This window comes from Vibrio mytili (assembly GCF_000830505.1).
Classification (GTDB): Bacteria; Pseudomonadota; Gammaproteobacteria; order Enterobacterales; family Vibrionaceae; genus Vibrio; species Vibrio mytili.
Map to the genome: position 1 here is coordinate 212573 of NZ_JXOK01000004.1, position 26298 is coordinate 238870.

Genomic DNA, 26298 nt, shown 5'->3' on the forward strand with positions numbered 1-26298 from the left:
TTGGTACATATAAACCTTTAATAAATTACTCATAAGGAGAAAATCTAACTGCTCGATATTTTGCATAAACGGGATAGCCGTTATAATAACTAGGTGGAAACTGGGGATTAGCACTTATCCAATTATTAATAAATATTTGCATATAACCTGAGACTGTTTTATTGGCTCTTCGTACTTGAACCCATTGATTATGATATCGACTGAAAACTTCCCATGTCACACCATATTCGTCGATTGTGAATGCATATTTTTCCATGCTCCAAATAGACATCCCATATTGACCTAAGTCGATATCCACAGGAGATTGACGACCTTCTATCCATACATTCGTGTGTAATAAATTCGTTCCTCCCATCAGTTCAATATCAACTTCATAATGGCTGTCAGTTCCGGATTCTCCCGCATAAGTAAAAAATGAACTGATAGTTCCGGGTACCGCACCCGCTTGCATTTCTACTTCATAACGCCCACGACGAACGTATTGGTAAGTCCTAATTTCAGAGCAACTTTTACCATAAGACTCTGATTTTGCGTGCATAATCAATAAATCAGCTTCACGCCAAACATTTTGTGATTGCCATGTACAATCGAACTCGCTTCCACCATTTCTCCAACCATCTGAGACAAGCCAGTTCATTCCGCTCCAATCCAAAGCAAAACTGTAAGAAACACATAAAGTATTGAGTAGCAATGCATAACTACAGCGTCGTAAAATTGTGTTCATTTTTAACCTCTTAACTAGGGTTATATATACCTGACGTATACATTCTTAGATTTCGAGAACAAAGTATGAACAGCAAAATCTCTTTGTTTCCCCCACTTATTTTACGATTAGACTCTAGATGTATTTGTTAAAATTTGTCCATATCCATCTTTAAAAATAAAGTTTTAATTAATTAGTAAAAATTAAAAAAAAGGAATCAATCACACTTCCATAGCCTTCATGAAATCATTTCTTGAAATTGAGAATGGATTTTAAAAGAAAAATGGGATAAAAATATTAAATAGTAACCGCCTTCACAATTTAAAAAATACCACTTGCATTATTAAGTAACATATCGTTTTATCAAAGTTCCCCCATTTATAAAAATACATATTCAAACCTCCACTTTCGGTGGGGTTAATTACGATTATAAAAGAGACCTATCAATATCATCTTTTAAAGTTCACGAGGTTAAAATGAATAAGAAACAGCTAAGTATCGTAGCTATTTTTAGTTGTGGCTTTATTGGAATTAGTGGCTGTGCTGTAGAGCCATCGACGTCCAGTAATACCAACAAATATAAAGAAGAACTCATTACCAATGGCAGTTTTTCACAAAGCACTGATGGATGGTGGGCTGCAGGCGCAGAACTACAATCTACCGACGAGATGGGTTGTATTACCTTTACTCAGAAGGGTAAGAATCCATGGGATGTTATTCTTGGACAATCGGGACTGGCTTTAAAACAAGGCCAAGACTACCATCTACAATTTAGTGCGCTAGCTAAACAGTCAATAAACGTAAAAGCACTCGTCCAGCATAATGGAGCGCCATACACCAACCATTTTGTTCAGGATATTGCTCTCAATCAGGATCTTAAACCATTTCAATTTTCGTTTAAGCCAGCTGGTGATGACGATAACGTTCAATTCCAGTTTCAAATGGGAACCGAATCACCAACAACCGTCTGTGTTAAAGATGTTTCTTTAACCGGGCCAAAATATGTTAAGGAGAGCAACCTAGCTCGCGTAAGAGTTAACCAAGTTGGCTACTTTATTCATGGGCCTAAACATGCCACGGTCGTCACTAAAGAGACATCACCTGTGAGTTGGAAGTTATTAGGTTCTGACCAACGTGTTATCGCCGAAGGTGAAACGATTCCATTCGGCTTGAATAAAGCTTCTGGTGAACATGTCCAGTTGATCGATTTTAGCAGTGTGCAAAAGCCGGCAAAGCAAGCCACGTTAGAAGTGGACGGACATCAAAGCCGTCCATTTGTTATTGATAATGCCATTTATAGAAAAATGAAGTACGACGCTCTTTCTTTCTTCTATCAACAACGCAGTGGCATTGATATTGTGCCTGAATACGTGCAACGAGCCGATCTCGCTCGACCTGCAGGACATTTGCCTGAAGTTGTTACGTGTTTTAATAAAACCGATGCAAAAGGAAACCAATGGCCAGGTTGTGATCTTAACTTAGATGTCACTGGCGGCTGGTATGACGCGGGAGATCATGGCAAGTACGTGGTTAATGGCGGCATTTCGGCATGGACTCTCGCCAACTACTACGAAAGAGAAAAGCAGGCAAATCGTACCAACGCCTTTGCAGATGGAAAAGTAAAGATCCCAGAAAATAACAACAACTTCAACGATCTTCTTGATGAAAGTCGTTGGATGATGGACTTTATGATGGCAATGCAAGTGCCTGAAAATAGCAAAATCTGGGTTCCCGTGGGTGATCAATCCGAGAAATTAGATCAATTGAAACTCACGCAGATTGATGCCGATGGCATGGCTTTTCATAAAGTCGCTGATGACGCTTGGACGGGAATGCCTTTACCTCCTCACAAAGATCCACGTGAGCGATTCTTAAGCTACCCGACCACCGCCGCTACACTTAACTTAGCCGCTACAGCTGCTCAATGTGCAAGGATTTGGCAAGACCTCGATCCAAGCTATGCGAAGCGTTGCCTAACTTCTGCAGAAAAAGCCTGGAAGGCAGCCAATCAACACAAAAATGTGTATGCATACGACAACTTTGTCGGCTCCGGCCCATATGATGATACTCAACTAGATGATGAGTTTTACTGGGCCGCTGCGGAACTGTTTGTCACGACAGGGAAAGAAGAATACAAAAAAGCGGTTCAATCTTCACCTTACTATTTAGCAACTCCTAAAGGAGACCTTAATGCTACTGGCGATCTTTACTGGCAAGGAGTGAGCGCAGCAGGAACCTTGTCTCTTGCTATCGTTCCTAATAAATTACCAGCTAGCGAAATAGAGAAAGCACGTGCGAATATTATCAAAACTGCGGACGCTTATTACCAGTCGATAGAAAAAGAAGGTTATCTCATTCCTTACAACACCGAAGAGTACCCATGGGGTTCAAATTCCAACTTAATGAACCGCAGTATCTTCCTAGGTATTGCTTATGATTTCACAAATAATCGTAAGTATGTAGAAGCTATTATTGATGCGATGGACTATGTCCTTGGCCGTAACGCGTTAGATCAGTCTTATGTTTCGGGCTATGGAAGTCGCCCGCTTCTGAATCCTCATCACCGTTTTTGGGCTCATGCCGCCGACAGTGAATCTCCAGTAGTCGCTCCTGGTGTCATGTCTGGAGGTCCTAACTCTATTAACTTCAGTGATCCTGTCGCAGCGTCAATGAAAGGCAAGTGTATTGGACAAACTTGTTGGAAAGATGATATCGGGGCGTGGACACTCAATGAAATAACCATCAACTGGAATGCGCCATTTTTCTGGGCGACGAGTTTCTTAGATGAAACCGTTCAATAACTGAGTAGCATAACGTAACAAAGCCGAAAAAGTATTTTCGGCTTTTTACTCGCGCTCTTATCGATATAGAGACTTAGTTGAATCTCTCGCTTTTAAACAAATAGGTGGAAGCCTAACCGTTTCGACTTCTCCACACAGCAGCTTTAATACACATCGAGCACTGATCGCACCGATTTCATCAAGTGGTTGACGTAATGTTGAAAGAGAAGGCGTGAAATAAGGCGACATCGGTAGGTCATCAAAACCAATAACGGACACATCTTCCGGAACTTTGAACCCATGCTTATGTAATGCTTTGATTGCACCAAAGGCGGTAAGATCATTAGCGGCAAATATGGCGGAAAAATACACGCCAGACTGAATAAGCTCTACCGTTTTATCGTAGCCAGTTTTGATACCAAAATCGCCCTCCAAGACCAACTTTTCCTTATAAGCAACGCCTGCCTCCGAGAGTGCTTTTTTATAACCAAGAAAACGGGAAGTCGCATCTTGATGATTTGCCAAGCCTTTTATATGTGCGATATTAACGTGCCCAAGCTGTATTAAGTGCAAGGTGGCAAGATACCCACCGAGCGTGTTATCAAGTGCGATCGACTGAATATTATCTCCCTCAATATCATAGCCAACCGCAACCACGGGTATTTTCTCAGCACACTTAACAATAAGCGACTTATCAACATTGCCAGAAATGATGATGATCGCATCCACATCGCTTTTGAGAAGATAGTCAAGAGAATGAGAAACCAACCTCTGCTGCCAACTATTCACTGACATCAATATTGAATACCCATGTTCATCAAGCACCTTTTCTATATCTATCAGAATAGAACTGGTGTAAGGACTGTCCGGATTCTGAACCAGTACGCCAATCGTCAGCGAACGGGTTTTGACCAGTTTATCAACATCGACTTGAGGCCTATACCCCAATAAACGGATGGCATCTTCTATTTTTTCCGCTTTATCATTAGAGACATAGGACGATCTATTAAAGTATCGAGAAACCGTACTGGGAGATACGTTAGCAAGCTTCGCAACTTCGTAAGCGGTAGGCGCCTTGGTTTTATTTGTTTTATCCATATGAAGACTTAATGCTTTAGATCCAATCTAGAGTAACCGTTCTAACACATGTTTTCAGATTAGTGAAGGTAAAGGTTTGGTAAAAATCAACCTCTTATACTTTTGCAAATAACAATAGAGATAACAAAATAATACTTCTTGGTAGGTTATATCCACACGTGTAACCAATAGCAACTAGAGAGGATGACACTGTCTAGTTGCTAGCGCAAATCTGCACGCGCACGATCTGTTTTCTGTTTTAAGTGTGATGTAAGAATGGGTATTCCAGCCCGATCTGCCGACGAATTTCATCCATGGTTTTCATCGTATTTATAGTGTCTTGCCAGCTCATGACATCACTCTGAAGTTTACCTTGAGCAATGCAACTCATTACCTCTTCAATTTGATATTCAAAACCTGTTGCTCTAAACGGTCGCTCCACCACTTCCTCTTTTTCGCCGGCAACACATAATACCGCCTTCGAACCTGCCCAAAACATGGATTCGATTTTTATGTAGCCATTGCTACCGTAAATCGTGAAACTATTGTCCAATGTAGTGTTCAAGCTAACCGTGAACTGGCTACCAATACCATCATAATCAAGAATTACACTGGTACGTTCATCGACATTTGTCTCACCAATCATGCCATTCGCCACTATCACACTTGGCTCACGTTGCAGCACAAACTGTGACATGGTGAGGTTATAAATTCCCATATCGAGCAGTGCTCCACCTGCTAAGTCATTGTTTAATAGTCGATCATTCTCATCACGTGGTACGTTAAAACCAAAAGATGAACTCAATAGGCGTAAGTCACCAATATGTTTTTCACCCAGCCAGTTTGACACCTGCTGCCAAATTGGCAAAAAGCGTGTCCAAACAGCTTCCATCAAGAAGACCTGACGTTTTTCAGCGAGTTCTACTAACTCCCGTGCTTGAGCTTCATCTACACAAAGTGGCTTTTCACACAAAACCGGCTTCCCCGCCAAAAGACATGCTTTTACCCATTCAAAATGAAAGCGATGAGGGTTAGCAATGTAAATCGCATCAACAAGTGCATCATCGATTAAGGCACGGTAGTCATTGTAAACATGCTGACATTCGTATTCTTGCGCAAAAGAGTTGGCTCGCTCTAGGTTTGAGCTTGCTACGGCATACAAGTTTGCATTAGGGACTACATCTAACGCTTTAGCAAAAGTGTGAGCTATTCTACCTGGGGCGATAATACCCCAATTGAATTTTTTTTCAGTCATAAACATTCCTTATTATTTCAATTAGAAAATAGCAAATAATCGAACGTTTTCCTAGCTCTAACTCCTCACAATTGTCAACTTCAATAAATTAAATTTAGATAATAAAAACCACTTACAACTTATAGTTAAAATATTCACCCAAACCTCTCATATTTAATTAAGAAATTTGAAATAGACAGTTTAGAAACATAAAATATTTTTCAGTATTTAAATTAATAAGGATGGTTATGAAAAAAATCATATCAATCGCAACTATCGCACTTATAGGGAGTGCACTAAGTGGTTGCCAATCACAATCAGCATCTAATCAAGGACAATCACATACAGATATTAATCAAGATACATTAATAAAAACAGGAAAACTCAATAAAACCAAAACACCTCTTTATGGCGCGGAAATTTACAGTCATAATAAAATTAAGTTCGGCAAGTTTGTTATGCGTATGAAGATGGTATCAAGCCCTGGTGTTATCTCTTCGTTTTTCACTTACGATAACGAGTCATGGCAGGGCGGTATCCCTTGGAGAGAGATTGATATCGAAGTGGTTGGGAAACAACCAGATCAACTACAAACTAACCTAATTACGGGAAATAGTACAAAACGCATACACTCAGAGACTATTCACAACATACAAAATTTGGACCAGTTCCACGAGTTCACGTTAATCTGGACACCAGATGAAATAACGTGGAAAGTCGATGGAAAGGTGATCCATACTGAAACTGCGGCAACATCAAAACAAGTTATTGATATGCGAGATTCACCTCAAAGTTACCGTATGAATTTATGGATATCTGAAGCTATTGAATGGGCTGGTTTATTCAATACTAAAAACTTACCATTATATCAATATGTCGACTGGATTGAATATCATAGCTTTAATAATGGCGACTTTAACTTAGAGTGGCGAGATGATTTTAATAGCTTCAATGAAAAGCGTTGGGGAAAAGGCGATTGGAGTTTTGATGGAAACCTAGTAACATTTTCACAAGACAACATAGCAATTAGGAATGGCATGTTAGTGCTTGGATTAACGAACAACCAAACAGGTATAAATTAATAAATATAACACTTTTAAAAAAACATATACCCAAGTTCCGTTATGTTACTTGGGTATTTTTATATCGAATAAATTAGTTATTTAATCATTATTACTTGTTGTAATAAAAGGCCACCTCACTTTTTCGTTCAAGAGAAAAAATGTAAAGTGACCTATTAACGTCGTAACCGGGCTTGTTAATTCAATTGACCTTCATCTAAGGCAGTTGCTACCCAAACCAATGGAGCATTCCAGTTAATTGTAATTTCATTAAACGACCAAGCATTGATGTTATCACGATAGCACGTTTGTCCAACGCATACGCCCTTCAACGTAGCGGCAACTGGATCACTGTAACTTACAGAGTTTGGACCGCCAACCAATGCCCCAGGCGCAGGTTCAGGTGAATTCTCATCCGCAGCATGCGCCCAAAAACGATGATGTGGATTCTTAGCAGCATTTGGACCATAACCTGTAACATAGGATAGGTTCATTGGGTTTGCACCTAGTAGATAATCCATCGCGTTGGCCGCGGCTTTGACATACATAAGATCACCAGTGAAATCGTACGCGTAAATTAGCAGCATAGATCGGTTTACAAAACTTGAGTTTGATCCCCACGGATATTCTTCTACCGTGTAAGGAATATGGTAACCCTCGTTCTTAATCTGATTTACAAAGTTGTCCGCCGTTTCTATCAAGTTGTTTCTTGCAATCTTAACTTGCTCCTCACCTAGGCCGTTCGGGACTATCGCTAAGCTTACGGTTCCTAAAGGTGCCGTATAACCCCAAAACATTTCGCCAGTTGCCTCAATATCCCCTTTTGGTGTTTCAAGGTAATGAGAAGAACTTTTCAGAGCATCAGCGTACTTGCTATCTCCTGTCGTAATATAAAGCTCACTAGCTGCCCAATAAAACTCATCAGAAAGTTCAGAATCATCATAAGGACCAGAACCCGTAAAGTTATCGTATGCGAAAATGTTAGGGCTTCTGCTCGCTGACTTCCAAGCCTCTTCCGCTGCATTCAGACAGGTTTTCGAGAACTCTGGATCAATATCTTTCCAAATTCGCGCACATTGAGCACCTATCGCTGACAAGTTTAACGTAGCAGCGGTAGTAGGATAGCCCACATATCGCTTCTGTGTATCTAGGTGAGGAGGTAATGGCATCCCAGTCCAAGCTTCGTCAGCAACTTTATGGAAAGCCATGCCTTTAGCGTTAATCTTTGTCAATTTCAGTGTCTTACCTTTCGACTGATCACCAATTGGCACCGCGACTGAGCTGTTTGTGTTGATCTGCATAGCCAACATGAACTCGATATTCCAACGAGCTTCTGATAGCAAAGGATTAACACCGTTTCCCGCTTCAGGAATTTTCACTTTCCCATCAGCAAAAGGGATTGGCACATTTTCTAGCCATTTACCTCTTTCATACAAATTGAGCAGCGTCCAAGTCGAAATACCGCTGTTAACTGTATATTTGCCATGATCACCCGCATCATACCAACCACCGGTGACATCAACAGAAAAGTCACAACCTGGCCATTGATTACCCCAACTGTCCACTTTATCAAAACAAGTGACCACATCACTCATATGGCCGCCTGGGCGTGCTAAATCTTCACGTTGGACAAGGGATTTATCAATATCTATGCCGCTGCGGTTTTGGTAGAAATAAGAAAGTGCATCGTATTTTAACTGGCTGTAGATACCTTTACTGATACTAAATGGGAAGCTCTGATCGTCGCCCACTTTCACTTTCAGGCCACTCATGTCCGTTTTGTAGTTTGATAGATCAATTTGATGAATAAATTCACCGGATGCTTTATTCAAACCAAACACTTCCGTTTTGCCTAAATCGATATTGATATCGCTACTGTTGGTTAAAACCCACTTTAAAGGTTCTTTTGATTCATTGGCGACAAAGACGATTTTATCCGCTTTGGGAAGATAGCCTAATTGATTCGCACGAACCGAGCTTATCTTCAGCTCCTCAACATACCGTTTACCGATAATCGAAACATTGCTAACGCATATGGTCCCAGTTTTTTGCGCCCCCATTTGGAATTGGAACTCAGTTTTACCGTCACTTTCAACATCATGAGTGAAGTTAAATTGATAGTGCTTTTTGTTGGTTGATACTTTTGTCTCATCGATAAAGTAGTGCGTGTACGGCGGTCCTTCATGTTGGATCAATGATTTCATCTGAGTATCAACTGTTGAGTAAGCATCAAATGAAACTTGATAGTCTTCATTATTGGCTAAACCAATACCACCCTGCCCCAAAATCACATTCCATGAATTTTCACCTGGGTTTCTGATCTCAACGCAAGCTTCACCATTATTGACTTGTACATCAGCACCGGCATTCCACCAACCATCCATACTTCCATCAAAGTTACCATTAATAACTTGCTCACTTGCATAAACGGACCCCGATGAAAGTATCAGTGCTGCAATCAGTGAGAGGTTCATTTTGTTCATACTTATTCCTAGACATTGCGAATACAACACCATGAAATTAAGTTATTTTTGTTCGCATTAAGTTGATGTATGCACACAAAAAAAAGACGTCATAAATGCCAATTCTCACCTTCGTGACACTGGTAACATTTGATGACAAGCCAATGAATCCGTTTCAGGAAAGTGCTATCGATAAATCGATTTTGTTGATTGCCGCACGACGAGATCAATCGGAGGCAATCTCGCTTCGTTATTTTCTCTTGCCAATAAGTTCAACATTGATCTTGCACATAAGGTTCCGATTTCTTCTATCGGTTGACGTAATGTCGTCAGTGCTGGAGTGAAATAGCGGGATACAGGTAAGTCATCAAACCCAACAACGGATACATCCTTTGGTACACGCAAACCTCGGTCAGTCAACGCTTTAATCGCACCATATGCCGTCTGATCATTGGCAGCAAATATAGCCGAAAAGTGTATTTTAGATTCGATTAATTCAATTGTTTTTTGATACCCTGATTCAGCACTGAAATCACCTTGCATAATCAGCTTAGGATTCGGCTTGATACTCGCCTCTAACAGAGCCTTTTTATATCCTTGAAAGCGTGCTTTAGAATCCGGTTGGTTGTCTAAACCTTTAATATGCGCGATATTCATATGACCAAGCTGCAACAAATGCAACGTTGCCATATAGCCGCCAAGGCTGTTATCCAAACGTAATGAACGAATGTTTTCTCCCTCGATATTGTATCCGACTGCAACAACAGGGAGCGATTTCGCCGTTTTTAAAATCAGCTCCTCACTCAAACTCCCCGTAACCACGATCAAACCATCGACAGCGCACTTCAGCAAATATTCAAGTGCATTCACCTCTAATTTATTTTGCCAATGTCCCGTCGCTAAAACCAAAGAATAGCCCTGCGCCATCAGAACTCTTTCCATGTCATTGAGAATGCTGCTGGTATAAGGCTGTCTGGATGCTGAACTAAAACGCCAATGGTCATCGAGCGACGATTTTTATCCTGTTGCATCTGAAAGTTAGGTTTGTAACCGAGAGAAGTGATGGCATGCTCTATCTTATGGCTTTTGTCTTCTGAGACATAAGTAGTTCGGTTTAGGAAACGTGAAACAGTACTAGGTGATACTCCTGCTAAGTTTGCTACATCGTATAAAGTGGGAACTTTATTCTTTTTCCTGACCATAACCTGATTCTGCCTTTTATGAATAGATTTACAACTATGAATAAATTTATTAAGCAATGAATATAACGTGGGATTGAGTGAATTGTCATTATCAATCCCACGTTTGTGGCGTTTACATCAACCCTAAGTGCTATCGGTAGAGATAGGCATAGATCATCCCAGGTCGGAAATACCGTCCTGCGGTATACTTAAGGCCAGTACTCAATAACCACGTGTGAAGTTCGCAATAGTCTATGCTTGCTGGCAACGCTGTTAAACTTAACTTAAACGCTTCTGGGCTTGGATTAAGGTCGGGATTAACTCGACCATCATTAAACAAGTGACCAAGGTCTTTGAGTTGGTTGATTAAGTTGCTTGCCACCTCTCGCGTTAAACCAAAACGTTGTGCTAAATCATCGTGACTCACGGTCACCGAGCAGTTAAAACCTTCCGGTGCGGCAAAAGGAATTTTCGCCATTTCATACAGTGCCTTATACACTGCGTCCATCAGAGTTTCTGCTTGTTTCTGCTTACCAGCAAGGCGTAACGCGGTTGCAACGCTAAACTGAACGCCAATCCAAACATCCTGAGCCTGAAACGCCTCATGAGGACGACCATCGGCCAGAGTCATATTCGCAACACCCAATTTAGGACTATTAGCAACATAATTAGTCCGGTAGATGAAATCTAACGTACGTTCAATACGCGAAGAATCAAATAAACCAGGTAACCCGACCAGTTTTAAATAACTATCCGCGAGTAACGCATCACCGAAACTGTTATCTGAGTCCGCTTCCAACTCAGCAAATTCAGCATGAAATGCCTGAGGTGCTATTTCCAGCAATGCTTGCTTTTTGGCCATACGCTGTTCACGCTTACTGCACCCGACATTGAGTTCATAAGCATCCAAATACGCGTTCACCTTACTTGCATCTTGTATTGCATCGCCTGTCAAGGTTAAACCGAGCTTTTCAAGTGGTTCAAAGCCAGTCCCAGTTAAATGCTTGGCTTGTATTGGGGTGACAAAGAAATGGTAATATCCTTCTTCTTCATCCCAGAGTCCACGCTCTAATATATCAAGTGCAACCTCAGCGCGGCGCGAATAGTCACAGGACAATTCGACGTCACCAAGTAGCACAGCAAGCTCACTCGCTGCGCGCAGCCCTGCTATCCATAAGCTGCCGCAATAGATCGAAATACCATGAGACGCAAGGTTGTCAAAAGTATCATCAGTACCACGAGTTAACGGCAATGCGTCTCCAGGTTCAATCAGTTTGGTGAGATAATCGATACTTTCCTTAACGGATTGCCAACAGCTTTCTACAACATCACGATCACCGGTTTTTTGCCAATGACGAAAAACCATCAATATGAATTTTGGCGCTAGATCTTTCCACTCTTTGACGTTATGCCAACTGTAAGCGTCAGGCTGAATATCGTAAGGACTTCCCAAATCGTGAATCACTGCACCTCGCACAGCTCTTACCCCTTGGTACTTCTCGTCTATCAGCTCAGCAAACGGCTTATCTTCGTACTCCCAGAAACGTCGAAGCTTGTCATCACTGCTTAAGATGGCATTAGCGAAATGTTTCATGACACAACCATCAAGTTCTGGTAGCAAGTAAAGCAAAGAAAACGAGCCATAGAAATAGACATCTAATGAGTTAAAAAATGGATAATCAACACACTCTTTAACCAACAGTACATTGTCTTTATCCCATACGGTAGATTCCGCCAAAAAGGACAAACTATTCATTGCCATGGTTGAGTAACGCAGTGCACTGTCTTGATCAACAAAGTTGCTTTCTGCCGTCTCGAGGAACTCTCGTTGCTGATCAACAATGTTCTGCTCGATCTCATTCAGTCTCGGTAATGTCTGATTAAGGATAGTTTTCGCTCGCGACTCTACAGGGAAGTAGCGGGTATACGCTTTTTCACTCTCCCAACCATCTAACATGATCTTGCTGTGGTCCATCACTTGTGCAAACCTAAGCGCGATTGTCTCTCCCGGCTTTAGCATCACCTGAACACAAACCAAGGCGCTTAACGCCTCTCTGCCGCTATAAATACCATGATCAAAATGTTGATTGGTTCGGCCGGTTTTTAATGCTTTCTCAACTTGTGGATCGGTTTTACTGCTGTATACCTGAGGCTTAATCGTAACCGTCACTTGATCCAATGCCACATCATCAGATTGAGTATGCACACCATATAAAATCTCACCAGAGATGTCGCCGTCGTATGGTGAGTTTGATGTCATACTCACGCCTTGGAACTCATACGCCTCCCCTGAGATAGATATAAGCTGATGCTGCTGTTTAATCGCATTCTGCACCAAATAACTGCAAGAATCTTGAACGCCATCTCGCGCTTTTTTATAGGTTGAGCCAATAAAATTACGCAATGGTTGCACCAGGGTAACCAGTTGAGTTTGCTCGCCTTCATTGCTCACTTCAAAGTGATTCCAGTGCATCGGCAAACTGCAAAGCGTTTGGTCATTTTTAACGATTGGAGACACAACCTGACGAGTTAAAACAATAGACTCAAGTCCTTGATACTCATATTCTGCAATCGGATAAAGGGCACGATAATCGATGTTATTCGCGTCGATTGATTCCACACTCGACACTTGGTTTGCCGTAAGTGACAAAGCTCGCGTGGAGCTATTCACCAATAAACCATTAAAGAAATCGATAACCACCAGCAATTGCGTTTCAATGCTAGTTGCATCTTTCGCTATTGATTGCTGAGTTTTAGCAGACAACTCAATGTGCCAGCGTTCGAAGTTAGTTTTATTATTTAAATAGAACAGACCTGTTTTTAAACAATCCTTTATTCCATTTAAAATGTCATTTTTATTATCACACTGTGAAATATCGAATGAAAAGTCGGCTGGATAATATCTCAAAAAGTTTAACAACTCATCGACATTTAGAATTTCTAAATTTTCAAGTGAATGCTCATCCATAACCGAAAAATAAAAGTCATTAAAGTGAATGTCTTCATGTTCACAATCAACAAATATTCCCGGAATAAAACTAAAGTTTGGCGTGTTGCCTTGTGGAGTTAAGGTAAAGGTGGAGCCTATGCCACCAATAGCCATCCCCGTATTTTCTGGGGTTGTAGAGATCGGGACATACCACGGTTGAATAAATTCTACCGCGTTTCCTTTACTACATAATTCCCCAGCCTGACCTGAATATGATGCATATGGAATTTTATTTATCATAATTTTAAATCCGACATTGAATAATTAAACTATTCCTTTACTATCTAATAAAAAGGAGACTATTTATGTTTAAGTTAATTAAAAATAATTTTGGAGAATTCAACTCCACAACCTTGATAAATTCTGAACTAGGCATCCAAGTCGATATTATTCAAGACTTCGGTGCCATTATTAATCAATATCGAGTAAACCACAGTCCATTTTCATTTATCACTGGGTACAAAGACAGTGAAGAATTAATTCAATCTCATCCTTTCTTTTCCCGTAGTGCGAAGTTATTCCCCTTTCCAAATCGTTTAAATGCAGGTCGCTACAACTACAAGCAACGTGAGTATAAACTGGCTGCCAATTTTCCTTGGTCAGAGCATGCTGTACACGGGTTGCTCTATAACCAACCGTTCGAACTCGTAGCACATGAAGCCAATAGCGAGTACGCAGAAGCCATATTTCGTTTCGAAACAAGCAAGTTAGCCGACGGTTACCCATTCTCATTTCGCCTGGATATACGTTACCGTATTGATGACCAAGGAGTGCTAAGTTGCAATACCATGATAACGAACATCGGAACCGAACACTTTCCGTTTGGAGATGCTTGGCACCCTTACTTTTCTCTCGGTTGCGAACTCGAACAATGCCAACTGTCCATGTCGCCTCATACTGAGCTGACACACCAACACGATTTACCCACTGGTGAATGCGTATCGAGCAATCTATTCTCTAGTCCTACATTGCTAACAGGCTTAACGCTCAATCATTGTTATCAATTTAGCGATCCTTGCGAACAAACGGTGATGTTGCTACGTGAAGATAAAAACGCGTCTTTACGTTTCCAACAGAACCAAGGTTACTCGTTCGTGCAGCTTTATACTCCCCCGTCGGAATCTAGTATTGCTATTGAACCGATGACCTGTCCTGCTGATGCATTTAATAACCATATAGGGTTACTAGAACTGGCACCTGGAGAAAGCAATCAATTTAGTTGGCAATGCCAAGCTCACTATGGCTAATTTAACGAAATGGGGGGAGCGCAACACTCCCCTTTAAACTTTAACCTAAACGAACTTCAACCTTATGTTCTCCTTCAGGCAAGACTGGCACTTTATTACCGTCTAGGATTTCACCATTAACACGTAACTCCACGACACCTTTGCTCACTTTCTCTGGGTTCGTCACATGGATATTGTACGTAGCCCCGCGGAACACACGTTTAACACGGAACTCTTCCCATTCCGATGGAATACAAGGATCAACAATCAAACCATCAACATCAGGACGTACGCCTAAAATCCATTGTGTACCAGCAACATATGTCCATGAAGATGTTCCCGATAACCAGGCATTTCGGCCAAGGCCAAATTGAGGATGCTCGTCACCAAGAATATTTTGTGGATAGCAGTACGGTTCAGATTCAAAGATATCAATAGCGTCATTCTTCGATGCTGGATTGATCTGGCGGTAGTACTCGTAAGCACGGTCACCATTACCCATCTTCGCTTCCGCGATCATCACCCAAGGATTAGAGTGTAAGAAAATACCGCCGTTTTCTTTCGCGCCTGGTGGTAGGTAGAGACCCCACCTAGATTCGGATTAAAGCCATTGTAGCCTGGGGTAGATAGCTTAATGCCATTTGCCGTATTCAGTTTAGTGTAGACAGAGTCTAGTGCCTGCGTCGCACGCTCTTCCTCTGCAAACCCTGCAATCACAGGCCAGCTTTGACCGTTGGTATAGATTTGGCCTTGCTCGTTGATGTGTGAGCCAACAGGGTATCCTTGCTCATCAAAGTAACGAATAAACCAGTTACCGTCCCAACCGCATCCGTTCACCACTGCTTTCATTTGCTCGTATTGAGCTTGATAACGCTCTGCCAGGTCACTTTCACCGCGCAAGCGACACAGATCAAGCATGTCAAGCAACGCTTTGCCGTACATGCTAGCAACCATGAGAGATTCTGCACCCGTTGGCAAATTCACCGTGTCATTCCAGTCCGCGAAGCCAAGTAATGGCAATCCGTGTTGGCCTGTGTTGCCTCGAGTGAACTCAATAGAACGGCATAAGTGTTCCCACACGCTAGCCGACTCGACAGGTTGGCCTTGTGCATCTTTCTGATAAAACGGAATAACCTTATTTAGGAACTCAGCATAACCGGTTTCTTTAACGTATTGCGTAACCGCGTATACAATCCAAAGATGATCATCGCCGTAATAATCGGGACGGTCTTCTTCTTCACGCGAATCACCGGCATTTGCTTCCATCGTTGAAGGGAAGAACTGATGCATCGCTGAACCATCGATGTTTTGCACCGAAAGTAAGCGTTCGATAAACTCGCGTGCTTCTTCTGGCATATGTGTAATGACGCCAAGTGTATCTTGCGAAGAGTCGCGGAAACCAATGCCTCGTGCTCCGTAACCAAGTTGGTACAACGACAAGTAACGCGACCAATTTTTCGTCGTGTGACATTGGCGTGGGTTATGAATGTTTAGCATGGAGTTCATGGCTGGATCGGGTGTTTCTACCTGTACTGCCGCAAGGTAGTTATCCCAGTGATTAGCAAGCGCATCCAACGCTTTGTCCACTTCTTGATGGTCTCGGTACTTCTCAAGCATAGGCTCAGCCTGCTCGAGACTTGGCATTTGCGTTAACTGTACAACGGTACGCTCCATTTGCTTAGGTTCAATCCAGCCTAAACGTAGATTCAACGCACCAATATTGTCTCCACGCAAACATTCACTGTTTCCTAGTTCATCGGTGAACAGTTTTTCAGGAGCGGCCCAACTGCCATAACCCAAGTTGCCAAGGAACTTCTGACGGTCACCATCAAAAGAGGTCGCAGGGCGATCCGCCGTCATTAGGTTTACTGCATAGTCACGCTTCATAAAAGCGTATTGCTCTAAAACGGTGTGGCCTGATGCTTGTTGATGCGCCTTAAGCGTCATGGTTTGTGGTACCCAGTCTGCATTAACTAATTGTTTTAACGCATCAAAGTGAGTGAACTCAAAGACAGGAACAACATCAACGTGTAGCGCTTCATCGCTGATGTTTGTGATTTTGATATCTTCAAGTAATACTGGCGCATCTTTAGGCACAAACAAAGTGGCTTCACAACGGACGCCGTACCCTTCAGCAATAATTGTGGTGTAAGAAAGTCCCGTATGGTTTTCAAACTTTTCTAACGGTTTTAGCGTAGGAGTATAAAAAGGTGAAAATACCTCAACGTTACCTTCGCGGTTGGTCACTTTTAGGTAAACCGTCGATCCTTTAAAATCAGAATTAGGCAACTGGGCAATGTACTTCGTGATACGGTTGAGTGCTGGGTCACCTTTACACAACACAACGCCACCGTTACTGTCAACTAAACCACCGAACTCCAGTGTACCAACATAGTTACACCATTTTATTGGCGTGCAGGGCGTGGTGGTGATGTATTCTTTATTATTATCGTCAAAATATCCGAATTTCATAACACTATCCTTAGTCCCCAGTAGACTGGGGACCAATTATTAATTTGTTCTTAGAGATTGGGTATGGAAATTAGTGAGCCAGTGATTTTTCACTTAATGCGTCAAACAAGTGAACAGAATCTAAATCAATGTAGAGCGTGATCTCTTGGGTATCGACTTCTGCGGCTTGCGTCTCGACCGTTAACAACTGACCACCAATCTCAGTTCTCAATAAAATGCTTGCTCCAAGCAGTTCTTTATCTTTGATTTTAGCGCGAACTGGCAATACACGGTCGTGCTCTACTTGCTCGGCACGCAAATGAATATCGGTAGGACGAATACCAAAATGCAACGCTAAGTTCTTTGATGCATGGGCTTTAAAGCGTTCAGGTAATGGAATATTCACATCTCCTAGAGCAATAAAGGATTCGTCTTGTTCATTCACCAATTTCGCATCTAACATGTTCATTGATGGGTTACCGATAAACTGAGCAACAAACTTATTGGCTGGACGTTTAAACACTTCTGTTGGCGTACCAACCTGAGCGACATAACCGTCTTTTAGAATCACAATACGGTCCGCGAGTGTCATGGCTTCGATTTGGTCGTGCGTTACGTAGATAGTGGTTGTCTTAAGCTCGCCGTGTAACTGTTTGATTTCTTCACGCATCACACCACGGAGCTTGGCATCAAGGTTAGAAAGCGGTTCGTCAAATAGGAATACTTTGGGAGTACGCACCATCGCACGCCCCATTGCTACGCGCTGACGTTGACCACCGGAAAGCTCCTTAGGCTTGCGATCCAGTAGCGGTTCTAGCTCTAGCATTTTTGCCGCTTTGCGAACTTCCACATCAATATCTGCTTTATTCATGCCTTTTAACTTGAGCGCAAAAGCGATGTTTTCATAGACCGACATATGCGGGTAAAGAGCATAGCTTTGAAACACCATCGCCAAGTCACGGTCTTTAGCATCAATCTTGTTCATTAGCTTTTCATCGACAAAGATTTCACCAGAAGTGATGTCTTCAAGACCCGCTAACATGCGCAATGTTGTCGATTTCCCACAACCAGAAGGGCCAAGAAATACCACAAACTCACCGTCATTTACCGTGAAATCAAAGTGCTTAACAACATCGACGTTTCCAAAGGATTTTTTAATGTTACGGAATTCTACTTTTGCCATTACTTGTTCTCCTCAGCGCGCTCTAGCAGCATGTTGCGATACGCGATAGCACTCTGCTTCAATGTTCTTTTTTGAGTTTCATAATCAACATAGACGATTCCAAAACGCTGTTCGTAACCAAACGCCCACTCGAAGTTATCCATCAAACTCCAGGCGAAATAGCCATCAACACGAACACCTGCACGAATAGCACTGTCTACTGCTTCTAGGTGAGTTTGGAAGTAACGAACTCGCTGTTCGTCGTTTACCGCACCATCAACGATGGCGTCATTCCCAGCCGCACCATTCTCTGTGATGTATATAGGCGGGACGTTGTCATAACGTTGATCGATTCTTACCAAAAGATCTGTTAGACCTTGTGGGTAAATTTCCCATCCAATATGAGTGTATTCAGCCCCCTCTGGTTTGATCGTTTCAATCTCATTGTTGTCATTGAAACGAGCCACATTTCGGCTGTAATAGTTAATACCAATGTAATCAACCGGTGCAGACATGATTTCCAAGTCACCTTCAAGGATCATTGGCATATTCGCCTGCTGTTTTTCTACGACTACACTTGGGTATTCACCTTTAAGTACTGGATCAATAAACCAATGGAATCCTTCCGCATCACAATAATCAGCAGCAGCTTGATCTTTTGCACTCTCTGGATAACTTGGTGCCGCGTTAAATACAACACCATGCTTAGATTCAGGTGCATTCTTACGAAGTATCGGCATTGCAAGGCCATGACCTAACATCAGATGATGAGAAGCTAAGAAGCCTTCTTTTTCCCCTTTAATGCCAGGTGCATGTTGGCCCCAACGGTAGCCCAAAAATGCCGAGACAAACGGTTCATTCAATGTGGTGTAAACATCAATTTTGTTACCAAAATGCGCACTTACAACTTCAGCATATTCAGCAAATTTATATGCCGTTTCACGGTTTAACCATCCACCACGGTCTTCGAGGTATTGTGGTAAGTCCCAATGGTACAAAGTTACATACACCTTCAGACCACGAGAATGGCACTCGTCAATTAACTGTTCATAAAATTTCAAGCCTTCTGGGTTAACCACACCGTCTTGAGGCAGAATTCTTGGCCAAGCAATTGATAGGCGGTATGCGTCTACGCCTAGGCCTGCAATCATTTCGATATCTTGCTGCCATAGATGGTAATGATCACAAGCAACATCGCCATTATCGCCTTTGTCTACTTTTCCTGGAGTCTTACAAAACGTATCCCAAATAGAAGGGGTACGGCCCCCTTCATTCACACCACCTTCAATTTGGTAAGATGATGTAGCGACACCAAAAACGAAATCTTGAGTAAGAAGCGCCGAGTCTTTCGGCAATTGGTATTTATTTATAGTCATAATTTTCTTTAACCTTTTACTGCACCAGAAGTTAAACCGCTAATCATCTGTTTTGACGCAAACAGATAGGTCACAACGAGTGGTAGAATCGAGATAGTGGTTCCTAGCATCACGGCGCCCCATGGTGTATTTGGAATACCTTGAACACTTCGTAATGCCTGAGTAATTACATAGTTTTCTGGTGAATTGAGTACAACTAACGGCTGCATAAACATATTCCAGAAGAAGACAAACTGAACGATGGCCAATGTTGCAAGGGCTGGTTTCATGAGTGGTAACACCACACTCCAGTAAGTTCTAAATTCACCAGCACCATCTAGCTTCGCGGCTTCAAGTAGCTCTTTAGGAATGGACGCCACCACGTGTTGACGCATTAGGAAGATACCAAATGGCGTCGTCGTGAACGGAAGCCATACTGCAACATGGTTATCCAACAACCCTAAGAACTTTACGATCATGAAGTATGGAATGAGGCTAAGTACAGGCGGAATCATCATTGAGCCAACAAGCATACCGAACAAAATGTTTTTGCCACGGAACTTAAAAACTGCGAACGCATAACCACCCATACTACAGAACAATAGCGATATCGTTGTTCCTAGAAACGCGACGTAAATCGAGTTAAACATTGCCTTCCAAAAAGGCATGATCTCTTGCAATTTGGCATAGTTAATTGCCAGGCTATCACCGATAGCAAAACTGATGCCTGTGCCAAAAATCTCACCGCGATCACGTGTTGATAACAGAGCCGACCAAAAAAATGGGAAGACAGTAATAATCGCCGAGACAACTAAAATCAGTCCCAGAACCACCATTAGAACCTTAGTAAAACGTTCGATAGCAATATCGCTAGGCTTAATAGCGGCCCATGCCGACGAGTTTGATGTAGTAGATTGAGCCGTCATGTTATTGCTCCCCTAACCCTTTTTTACCGAAGAAGAAGAATTGAACCAAAGTACAAGCAGCAATCAGGGCGAACAATAACCAAGAGATAGCTGAAGCCGTTCCCATTTCAAGCCATTCCCAACCTACTTTGTACAAGTACATAGAGATAGTCAGACCAGCTTGACCGGTACCACCTCCGCCACGGGTCAATACAAACGGTTCTTCGAACAACTGCAAGTTACCAATAATGGTCATCGTCACCGCGAAAAACACAAATGGACGAATCATAGGTAGTGAAATATTCCAGAAGCGGCGGAACGCGTTGGCACCATCCATACGAGCAGCTTCAAGAATGTCTTTCGGTATTGTCATCAAACCTGTGGTATACAAAACAATGTTAAAACCTGTGTACTTCCAAAATACCATGATGGCGATAGATGGTTTGATCAGCGTCGCATCATCTAACCAGCGAATCGGTTGGTAATCATTCACCCAAGCGAATGCCCAGCCAAACAGAGAACTGTCTGCTAGCGTCATCAACGTTTGGTTAATGATGCCTGAGCTTGGTGAATACATATTGAAAAAGATCAGTGACGCAGCGACCGTTGATGTAATGTACGGTAGAAAGTAAGCTGACGTTAACCAATGACGAATTCGATCACCCATTGATACAAGAATGTAAGCGACTGGAATGGCGATGAGATGTTGCGCCACACCCGATGTAATCGCTAACCAAAACGTATTATGTAGAGAACGCCATAACCACGGGTCAGTCAGAGCAATATGGTAATTTTCAAGTCCCACATACTCCATCGCACCAATCCCTTCGACAGGGTTCCATTCATGAAACGACAAGAAAACTGAAAAAAGTAACGGAAATATTCCAAATACAGAAAAAATAACTAAAAACGGCAACAGAAACGAGTACGGCGTAAGCGCTTTCAAATTTAGGCGAGAAAAAATACTTTCTCTTTTTGATGTTTCTACTGCGTTACTTATAGGAGAATTCATTGTAACAACCTCTTACCTAGGAGGCGCAAATTGCGCCCCCCAAATTTAAAACAACTTTGGCTTACAGATTGCGTGTACGACGCTTGATTAAGCGCTCTGCTTCTTCAAGTGCGGTCTTGATATCTTTGCCTTCATCCAGCACTTCCATCAATGCATTCTCTAGAACGATAGAACGCGCAACATGATCACCTTTTGCCGGTGCGACTGGCTTGATATTTTTCGCAACTTCAGCAAACAACAAACGCGCCTTCTGCCCACCTAAGAAAGGCATTTCTTCTTCGAATAGAGGATCATCGTAAGTCGTTACGTTAGCTGGGAATGCGGCAATTGTTTCAAAGTGTTTTAGCTGAACATCACGTCGAGTTGTCATGTACTCAATCAGTTTCCAAGCTTCATCTTGCTTAGTCGATTGAGTTGGGATAGATAGGAACGAGCCACCCCAGCTACCATAAATACCATCAGGTAGGTGTGATACACCCCATTTGCCGGCTGTGTCTGGAGCAATCCAGTTGTTCAAGTGACCAAGTAGCCAAGCGCCTGATAACTGAGTTGCAAACGTACCGTTACGGAAACCTTCGTACCATTCGTTTGACCAAGCTAGAATCTTGCCATCTAAACCTTTATCACGAATTTCCTTAGCAACTTCAAATGCGTGCACAAAGCGCTCAGAAGTAACAACTGGATTACCGTCTTTATCAAAATATAGACCTTCACCTTCAGGGACTGTGGTAAAAATAATTGCCTGAGCGACGTCTGCTGCTGAAGCAATCAACTGAACATTTTGCGCTTTTAGTTTTTCACCCGCTGCGATGTATGAGTCCCAATCTTTGATCGCTTCTTTAACATCAATACCAGCATTTTTGAAGATGTCAGTGCGGTAATACATCACACCAGGACCTAGGTCGACAGGCATACCATACACATCGCCATCCGCACCTTTTCCTTGAGCCCAAGCGTAAGGTGCAAAACTGTCAGCAAATTTATCCGCGCCATATTTTTCAGACAAATTAACTAAGCCACCAGAGGCAACGAAGGGACCAATTTTCTCCACATCAACGACAATCACATCACCCGCACCTGAACCCGTTGCAAGGTTAGTGGTTAGCTTGGTGTGGTGATCGCCATGGTTGTTCATCAGGTAATCAACTTTGATGCCCGTTTCTTTCTCAAATTCTGGCAGCAATACCTTCAAACTGCTGTCAAAGTCAGGGAAACCATCAAAACGGATCTCTTTATCTGCTGCAGATACTGATGCTGTTGTAGCAAGTCCCAATGCAATTGCACTTGAAAGTGCTAAGGTCTTAAATTTCATGCTTTATCCTTAGTGTAGTTATAGGGTACTCGTTTTATCCTTGACAGAATTTCGTACAACTAACGCAGGGCTTAGTTTGAAATTCACATCTGGTTTGGTCTTTTTAAGTTTTTGCAAAATGAGCTGTACCGCCTCAATGCTCATCTGCTCAATAGGAAAATTAATGGTGGTTAAAGAGGGGGTGAGATAACGAGCAAAGATGATGTCGTCAAAACCGACAAGTGAAACATCATCAGGAATCGAGTAACCCACTTCCCGCAACACCTCAAATGCTCCAAATGCCATATGATCATTTGACGCAAAAATGGCAGTGAATTGGCAATCCCTCTTCAGCAATTTTTGTGTCGCACTCACACCCGTTTCTTCAGTAAAACCCGCTTCAGAAACCAATACTTCGTTATACTCTAACCCCGCCTCTTCCAAGGCTTTTCGATAGCCTTGTAAGCGTCCTCTAGCATCAGACTTATCTAAAGGACCTGTAATGCAAGCAATTTCTGTATGCCCCATTTTTAAGAGATATTGAGTCGCGAGTTTCCCCCCAAACTCGTTATCAATATCAATACAGCTCCGACTCATCTCTGGGATAAAACGGTTCAATAAAACGACGGGGACACCCTGACTTTCCAAATTAATCAAGTAATCATCACTCAGACTCTGTACATGAAGAATCAAGGCATCAACCTTACGTCCCAATAAAAATTCAACCGCTTCACGTTGCTCCTTCTCATTATTTGAACCTGCAGTCACAACAGCATGGTAGCCGAAGCGACGCAGGTGCTCTTCTAGGCTATGGAGAATGCCCGAATAAAAAGGGCCACCGAGTTCTGGAACAACAATTCCAACGCTGCCAGTTCGACTCGACGCTAAAGCTTGGGCGATAGAATTAGGGCGATAGCCCAGCTCTTTTATCGCTTTTTCAACTTTTAACTTCTTGTCGTGACTCACCCGACTCGTACCATTAATAACTCTGGATACTGTCGCCTGAGATACCCCCGCATGCTCAGATACGTCTTTAATCGTTGCCACCGTTACCTCTACTCCCAAGACACTTGAAAACGCTTACAAACTAATTATTGAGTAATCATGGAATAGTTTTAGTGAGTATTGTCACACTAAATTTTTACGTTAAACTCAGTATTAAGAAACATTGAGAGTTATTACAGTTTTCCCCACTCCCATGAAACTGTTTCATGAATTAATATTCACTCTTCAAACCGCTTCGGTGATGACATCATTGTCACTCTTTTGCTTTTTATCCGTCTCTTCCTGCTGGCCACTCTCTTCCTGCTGTAAAATGAAACTTTCCGTCAGCTCAAATTGAATTTCCGCTAAACGCTCAAGCTTTTCACCATGCTCAGCAACTTGTGTTGAGCGCTGTGAGTTTTGCTCTGACAGCGTGTGAATTTGAGTGATATTTTCAACTACGTCACGAGCAACAGCTTGATGTGCACTCGTTGCTGACGATATTTGCTGACTGCGATGAGATACTTGGTTGAGAAGAACATGTAATTTAACGAAGCGCCCATCGACACGCTTGGCTTGTTGCATGCTTTGGTTCATACCTGAAAGGCAATCGGAAATCTGTGATGCTGCGAGATCCGTTTGTCGCTGCAAACGTTCAATTTTATTTTTAATTTCCTGAGCACTATTCGTGGTTTGGGCAGCGAGGACTCGAACTTCATCAGCGACGACAGAAAAACCGCGTCCATGGTCTCCCGCCCTTGCAGCTTCTATTGCTGCATTTAGTGCGAGCAAGTTCGTTTGCTCTGAAATGCCCGCGATGGTATCTAATATAGACGCAATACTTTTACTCTCTTTTTCCAACGCCAGATTTGTCTCTGTTACTTGATGAAGCTCTTCAGAAAGACGCTCTAACATGCCAACATTTTCAGTCATATCATTCTGAGCTTCATCAGAATGTTCAACGGCTTGCGTCACTAAGCTGAGTGTATCTTCGGTAGACTTGGCAATTTCGCTAACCGAGCACTCAATTTCCTCCATTGCAGACGCTACAGACACCGTTTGTGAGGTTTGCTCGAAGATGGCGCTATTTAGTTCCTTACTGATATTTTGATTGGTCAATGATGCACTATTGAGTTCCGCACTTGATTGACGAATTCGTTCAATAATGAGTGAAAGATGGCGCACAACCAAATTGACCTTTTCTGCCACTTGCCCAAACTCATTACTTGCTGAGTACTCTACCTCTGAAGTTAAATCTTTCGCGGCAATTTTATTCAAGGCATTAAGCAGTAACTTAGTCGCCCTACGAACCATATTCGTAAAACTCAGAACCAAACACACAGTGACCAAAATCGAGCCCAAAGAGATACTAATAAGCAGCGTGCGGGTTTCGTTAGATGCTTGTGTTGCTTGCTCAAAAAGTTGGTTAGCAATGTGATTTGCACTATGTGATAGGCTGTCAATGTTTGCTAACTGTGTATCGATATTTTCCTCTAAATCTAACCGAAGAGCACTACGGGCTTGTGTTTGCTCTACCACGGCAACATGCATTTTTATTGCACCTGTTGAATCGAATGCCAACTGTTTAAGTGCAGACATCGGCTTTTCAATTGAAGAATAGAGTGAAGAATACTTCTTGATTAGTAACTGCTCACTCTCTTCTAAGTAACGTTGGCGATTTTCTAGCCGACGCTCAACCGCACGAACCTCCGTCATATCTTGTAACTTGAACACCTCGCTAGCCTCATTTTGCAAAAGGCTAATTTGGCTGGATAAGCCGTCTAACGCTTTTAAAGCATCATCGGTTTCGGCTTGACTAAGTGCTCGCTGCAATGCATTACGAAGTTGAGCGTTTACCGATTGAAATTTAGATTGTAAAAAATAGCTCTGGTCGAGCTGATCGAGATAACGAGCATGAACAGCAATAACGTCCCTCAACAGGCTCAAGGTCTTCTCACTTTGAGCAGCAATTGGCTCAACAAAATCTTTTAGTTCTGGCCGCTGATTGGTCTGAGAAACAAACCAATTAAGTTGGGCATTATAGATCTCTATACTCTTTTCAATTGACGCAACAAATGGGGGAAGCTCATCCAAATATTGAGTAGACAAATAAGGCGTAAGGTTACGGTTTATATTGAGAAAATCGATGGTTAGCTGAGCTGAGCGTAGCATCAACGGAGTTGCATCTTGAGTAATAGATTCCATCTTTGCGGTAACATCCTGATTACCACTGACAGAAAGCCATGCTGAACTCAGCATGATCACAATTAAACACACACAACCAAAGTAGAGACGAGAAATTAACGTTTGAAAGGGCATAATCCACCAACCCATAGACAACTCCTGCCTTAATCAAAAGGACAAAAAAAGGGCACCTATGATAGTGCCCAAAAATGGAGTCAAGTTTGCTAGTATATCAGCCCCA

General features: G+C 42.3%; 15 protein-coding genes and 2 pseudogenes. 3 read left to right on the plus strand and 14 right to left on the minus strand.

The features are described from left to right. Window positions 1-25: 25 nt before the first annotated feature. Window positions 26-724, minus strand: a complete 699-nt coding sequence (locus SU60_RS20970) for a family 16 glycosylhydrolase (protein WP_084735503.1) — start codon at window positions 722-724, stop codon at window positions 26-28. Window positions 725-1179: 455 nt separating this feature from the next. Here SU60_RS20970 and SU60_RS01470 point away from each other — a divergent pair, with 455 nt between their 5' ends. Continuing rightward, complete coding sequence (locus tag SU60_RS01470) at window positions 1180-3504, plus strand: glycoside hydrolase family 9 protein (protein WP_041153985.1); 2325 nt, start codon at window positions 1180-1182, stop codon at window positions 3502-3504. Window positions 3505-3561: 57 nt separating this feature from the next. Here SU60_RS01470 and SU60_RS01475 read toward each other — a convergent pair whose 3' ends face one another. Then, on the minus strand, window positions 3562-4581 hold the full coding sequence (locus SU60_RS01475) for a LacI family DNA-binding transcriptional regulator (protein ID WP_041153986.1): 1020 nt from the start codon (window positions 4579-4581) through the stop codon (window positions 3562-3564). A 238-nt stretch (window positions 4582-4819) separates the two neighbouring features. Next, on the minus strand, window positions 4820-5815 hold the full coding sequence (locus SU60_RS01480; protein WP_041153987.1) for a Gfo/Idh/MocA family protein: 996 nt from the start codon (window positions 5813-5815) through the stop codon (window positions 4820-4822). Window positions 5816-6042: 227 nt separating this feature from the next. Between SU60_RS01480 and SU60_RS01485 the strand changes: the two genes are divergently transcribed. Further along, window positions 6043-6876, plus strand: a complete 834-nt coding sequence (locus tag SU60_RS01485) for a family 16 glycosylhydrolase (protein WP_041153988.1) — start codon at window positions 6043-6045, stop codon at window positions 6874-6876. A gap of 176 nt (window positions 6877-7052) precedes the next feature. On the opposite strand, the gene SU60_RS01490 is transcribed toward SU60_RS01485, so the two are convergent. The 3 genes and pseudogenes from SU60_RS01490 to SU60_RS01500 all read right to left on the minus strand — a co-directional run bounded on the left by SU60_RS01490 (window position 7053) and on the right by SU60_RS01500 (window position 13727). After that, complete coding sequence (locus SU60_RS01490; protein ID WP_041153989.1) at window positions 7053-9338, minus strand: glycoside hydrolase family 9 protein; 2286 nt, start codon at window positions 9336-9338, stop codon at window positions 7053-7055. A 165-nt stretch (window positions 9339-9503) separates the two neighbouring features. After that, window positions 9504-10519, minus strand: a pseudogene (locus tag SU60_RS01495) (LacI family DNA-binding transcriptional regulator). A gap of 130 nt (window positions 10520-10649) precedes the next feature. Next, window positions 10650-13727 (minus strand): GH116 family glycosyl hydrolase, encoded by a 3078-nt coding sequence (locus SU60_RS01500; RefSeq protein ID WP_041153990.1) that lies wholly within the window; start codon window positions 13725-13727, stop codon window positions 10650-10652. A gap of 65 nt (window positions 13728-13792) precedes the next feature. Between SU60_RS01500 and SU60_RS01505 the strand changes: the two genes are divergently transcribed. Beyond that, window positions 13793-14734: an aldose 1-epimerase gene (locus tag SU60_RS01505; RefSeq protein WP_041153991.1), complete on the plus strand. Its 942-nt coding sequence runs from the start codon at window positions 13793-13795 to the stop codon at window positions 14732-14734. A 40-nt stretch (window positions 14735-14774) separates the two neighbouring features. On the opposite strand, the pseudogene SU60_RS01510 reads toward SU60_RS01505, so the two are convergent. From SU60_RS01510 to SU60_RS01545, 8 genes and pseudogenes are all read right to left on the minus strand, one after another. Next, a pseudogene (locus SU60_RS01510) lies at window positions 14775-17185 on the minus strand (glycoside hydrolase family 94 protein). Window positions 17186-17255: 70 nt separating this feature from the next. Continuing rightward, window positions 17256-18347, minus strand: coding sequence for an ABC transporter ATP-binding protein (locus tag SU60_RS01515; protein ID WP_041153992.1), 1092 nt, complete (start codon window positions 18345-18347; stop codon window positions 17256-17258). Beyond that, window positions 18347-19696 carry a GH1 family beta-glucosidase gene (locus SU60_RS01520; protein ID WP_041154111.1) on the minus strand — a complete coding sequence of 450 codons (1350 nt, stop codon included), beginning with the start codon at window positions 19694-19696 and terminating at the stop codon, window positions 18347-18349. The genes SU60_RS01515 and SU60_RS01520 overlap by 1 nt, the downstream gene beginning before the upstream one ends. 14 nt (window positions 19697-19710) lie before the next feature. Continuing rightward, window positions 19711-20517 (minus strand): carbohydrate ABC transporter permease, encoded by an 807-nt coding sequence (locus SU60_RS01525; protein ID WP_415679421.1) that lies wholly within the window; start codon window positions 20515-20517, stop codon window positions 19711-19713. Between the two features lie 91 nt (window positions 20518-20608). Next, window positions 20609-21598 carry a carbohydrate ABC transporter permease gene (locus SU60_RS01530; RefSeq protein ID WP_041153994.1) on the minus strand — a complete coding sequence of 330 codons (990 nt, stop codon included), beginning with the start codon at window positions 21596-21598 and terminating at the stop codon, window positions 20609-20611. Between the two features lie 61 nt (window positions 21599-21659). Continuing rightward, window positions 21660-22910, minus strand: a complete 1251-nt coding sequence (locus SU60_RS01535; RefSeq protein ID WP_041153995.1) for an ABC transporter substrate-binding protein — start codon at window positions 22908-22910, stop codon at window positions 21660-21662. Window positions 22911-22928: 18 nt separating this feature from the next. Next, the gene (locus tag SU60_RS01540) at window positions 22929-23936 is read right to left on the minus strand and encodes a LacI family DNA-binding transcriptional regulator (protein WP_041153996.1); all 1008 of its coding nucleotides are present in this window, start codon (window positions 23934-23936) and stop codon (window positions 22929-22931) included. Window positions 23937-24119: 183 nt separating this feature from the next. After that, window positions 24120-26207, minus strand: a complete 2088-nt coding sequence (locus SU60_RS01545; RefSeq protein WP_245228331.1) for a methyl-accepting chemotaxis protein — start codon at window positions 26205-26207, stop codon at window positions 24120-24122. Between the last annotated feature and the right edge of the window lie 91 nt (window positions 26208-26298).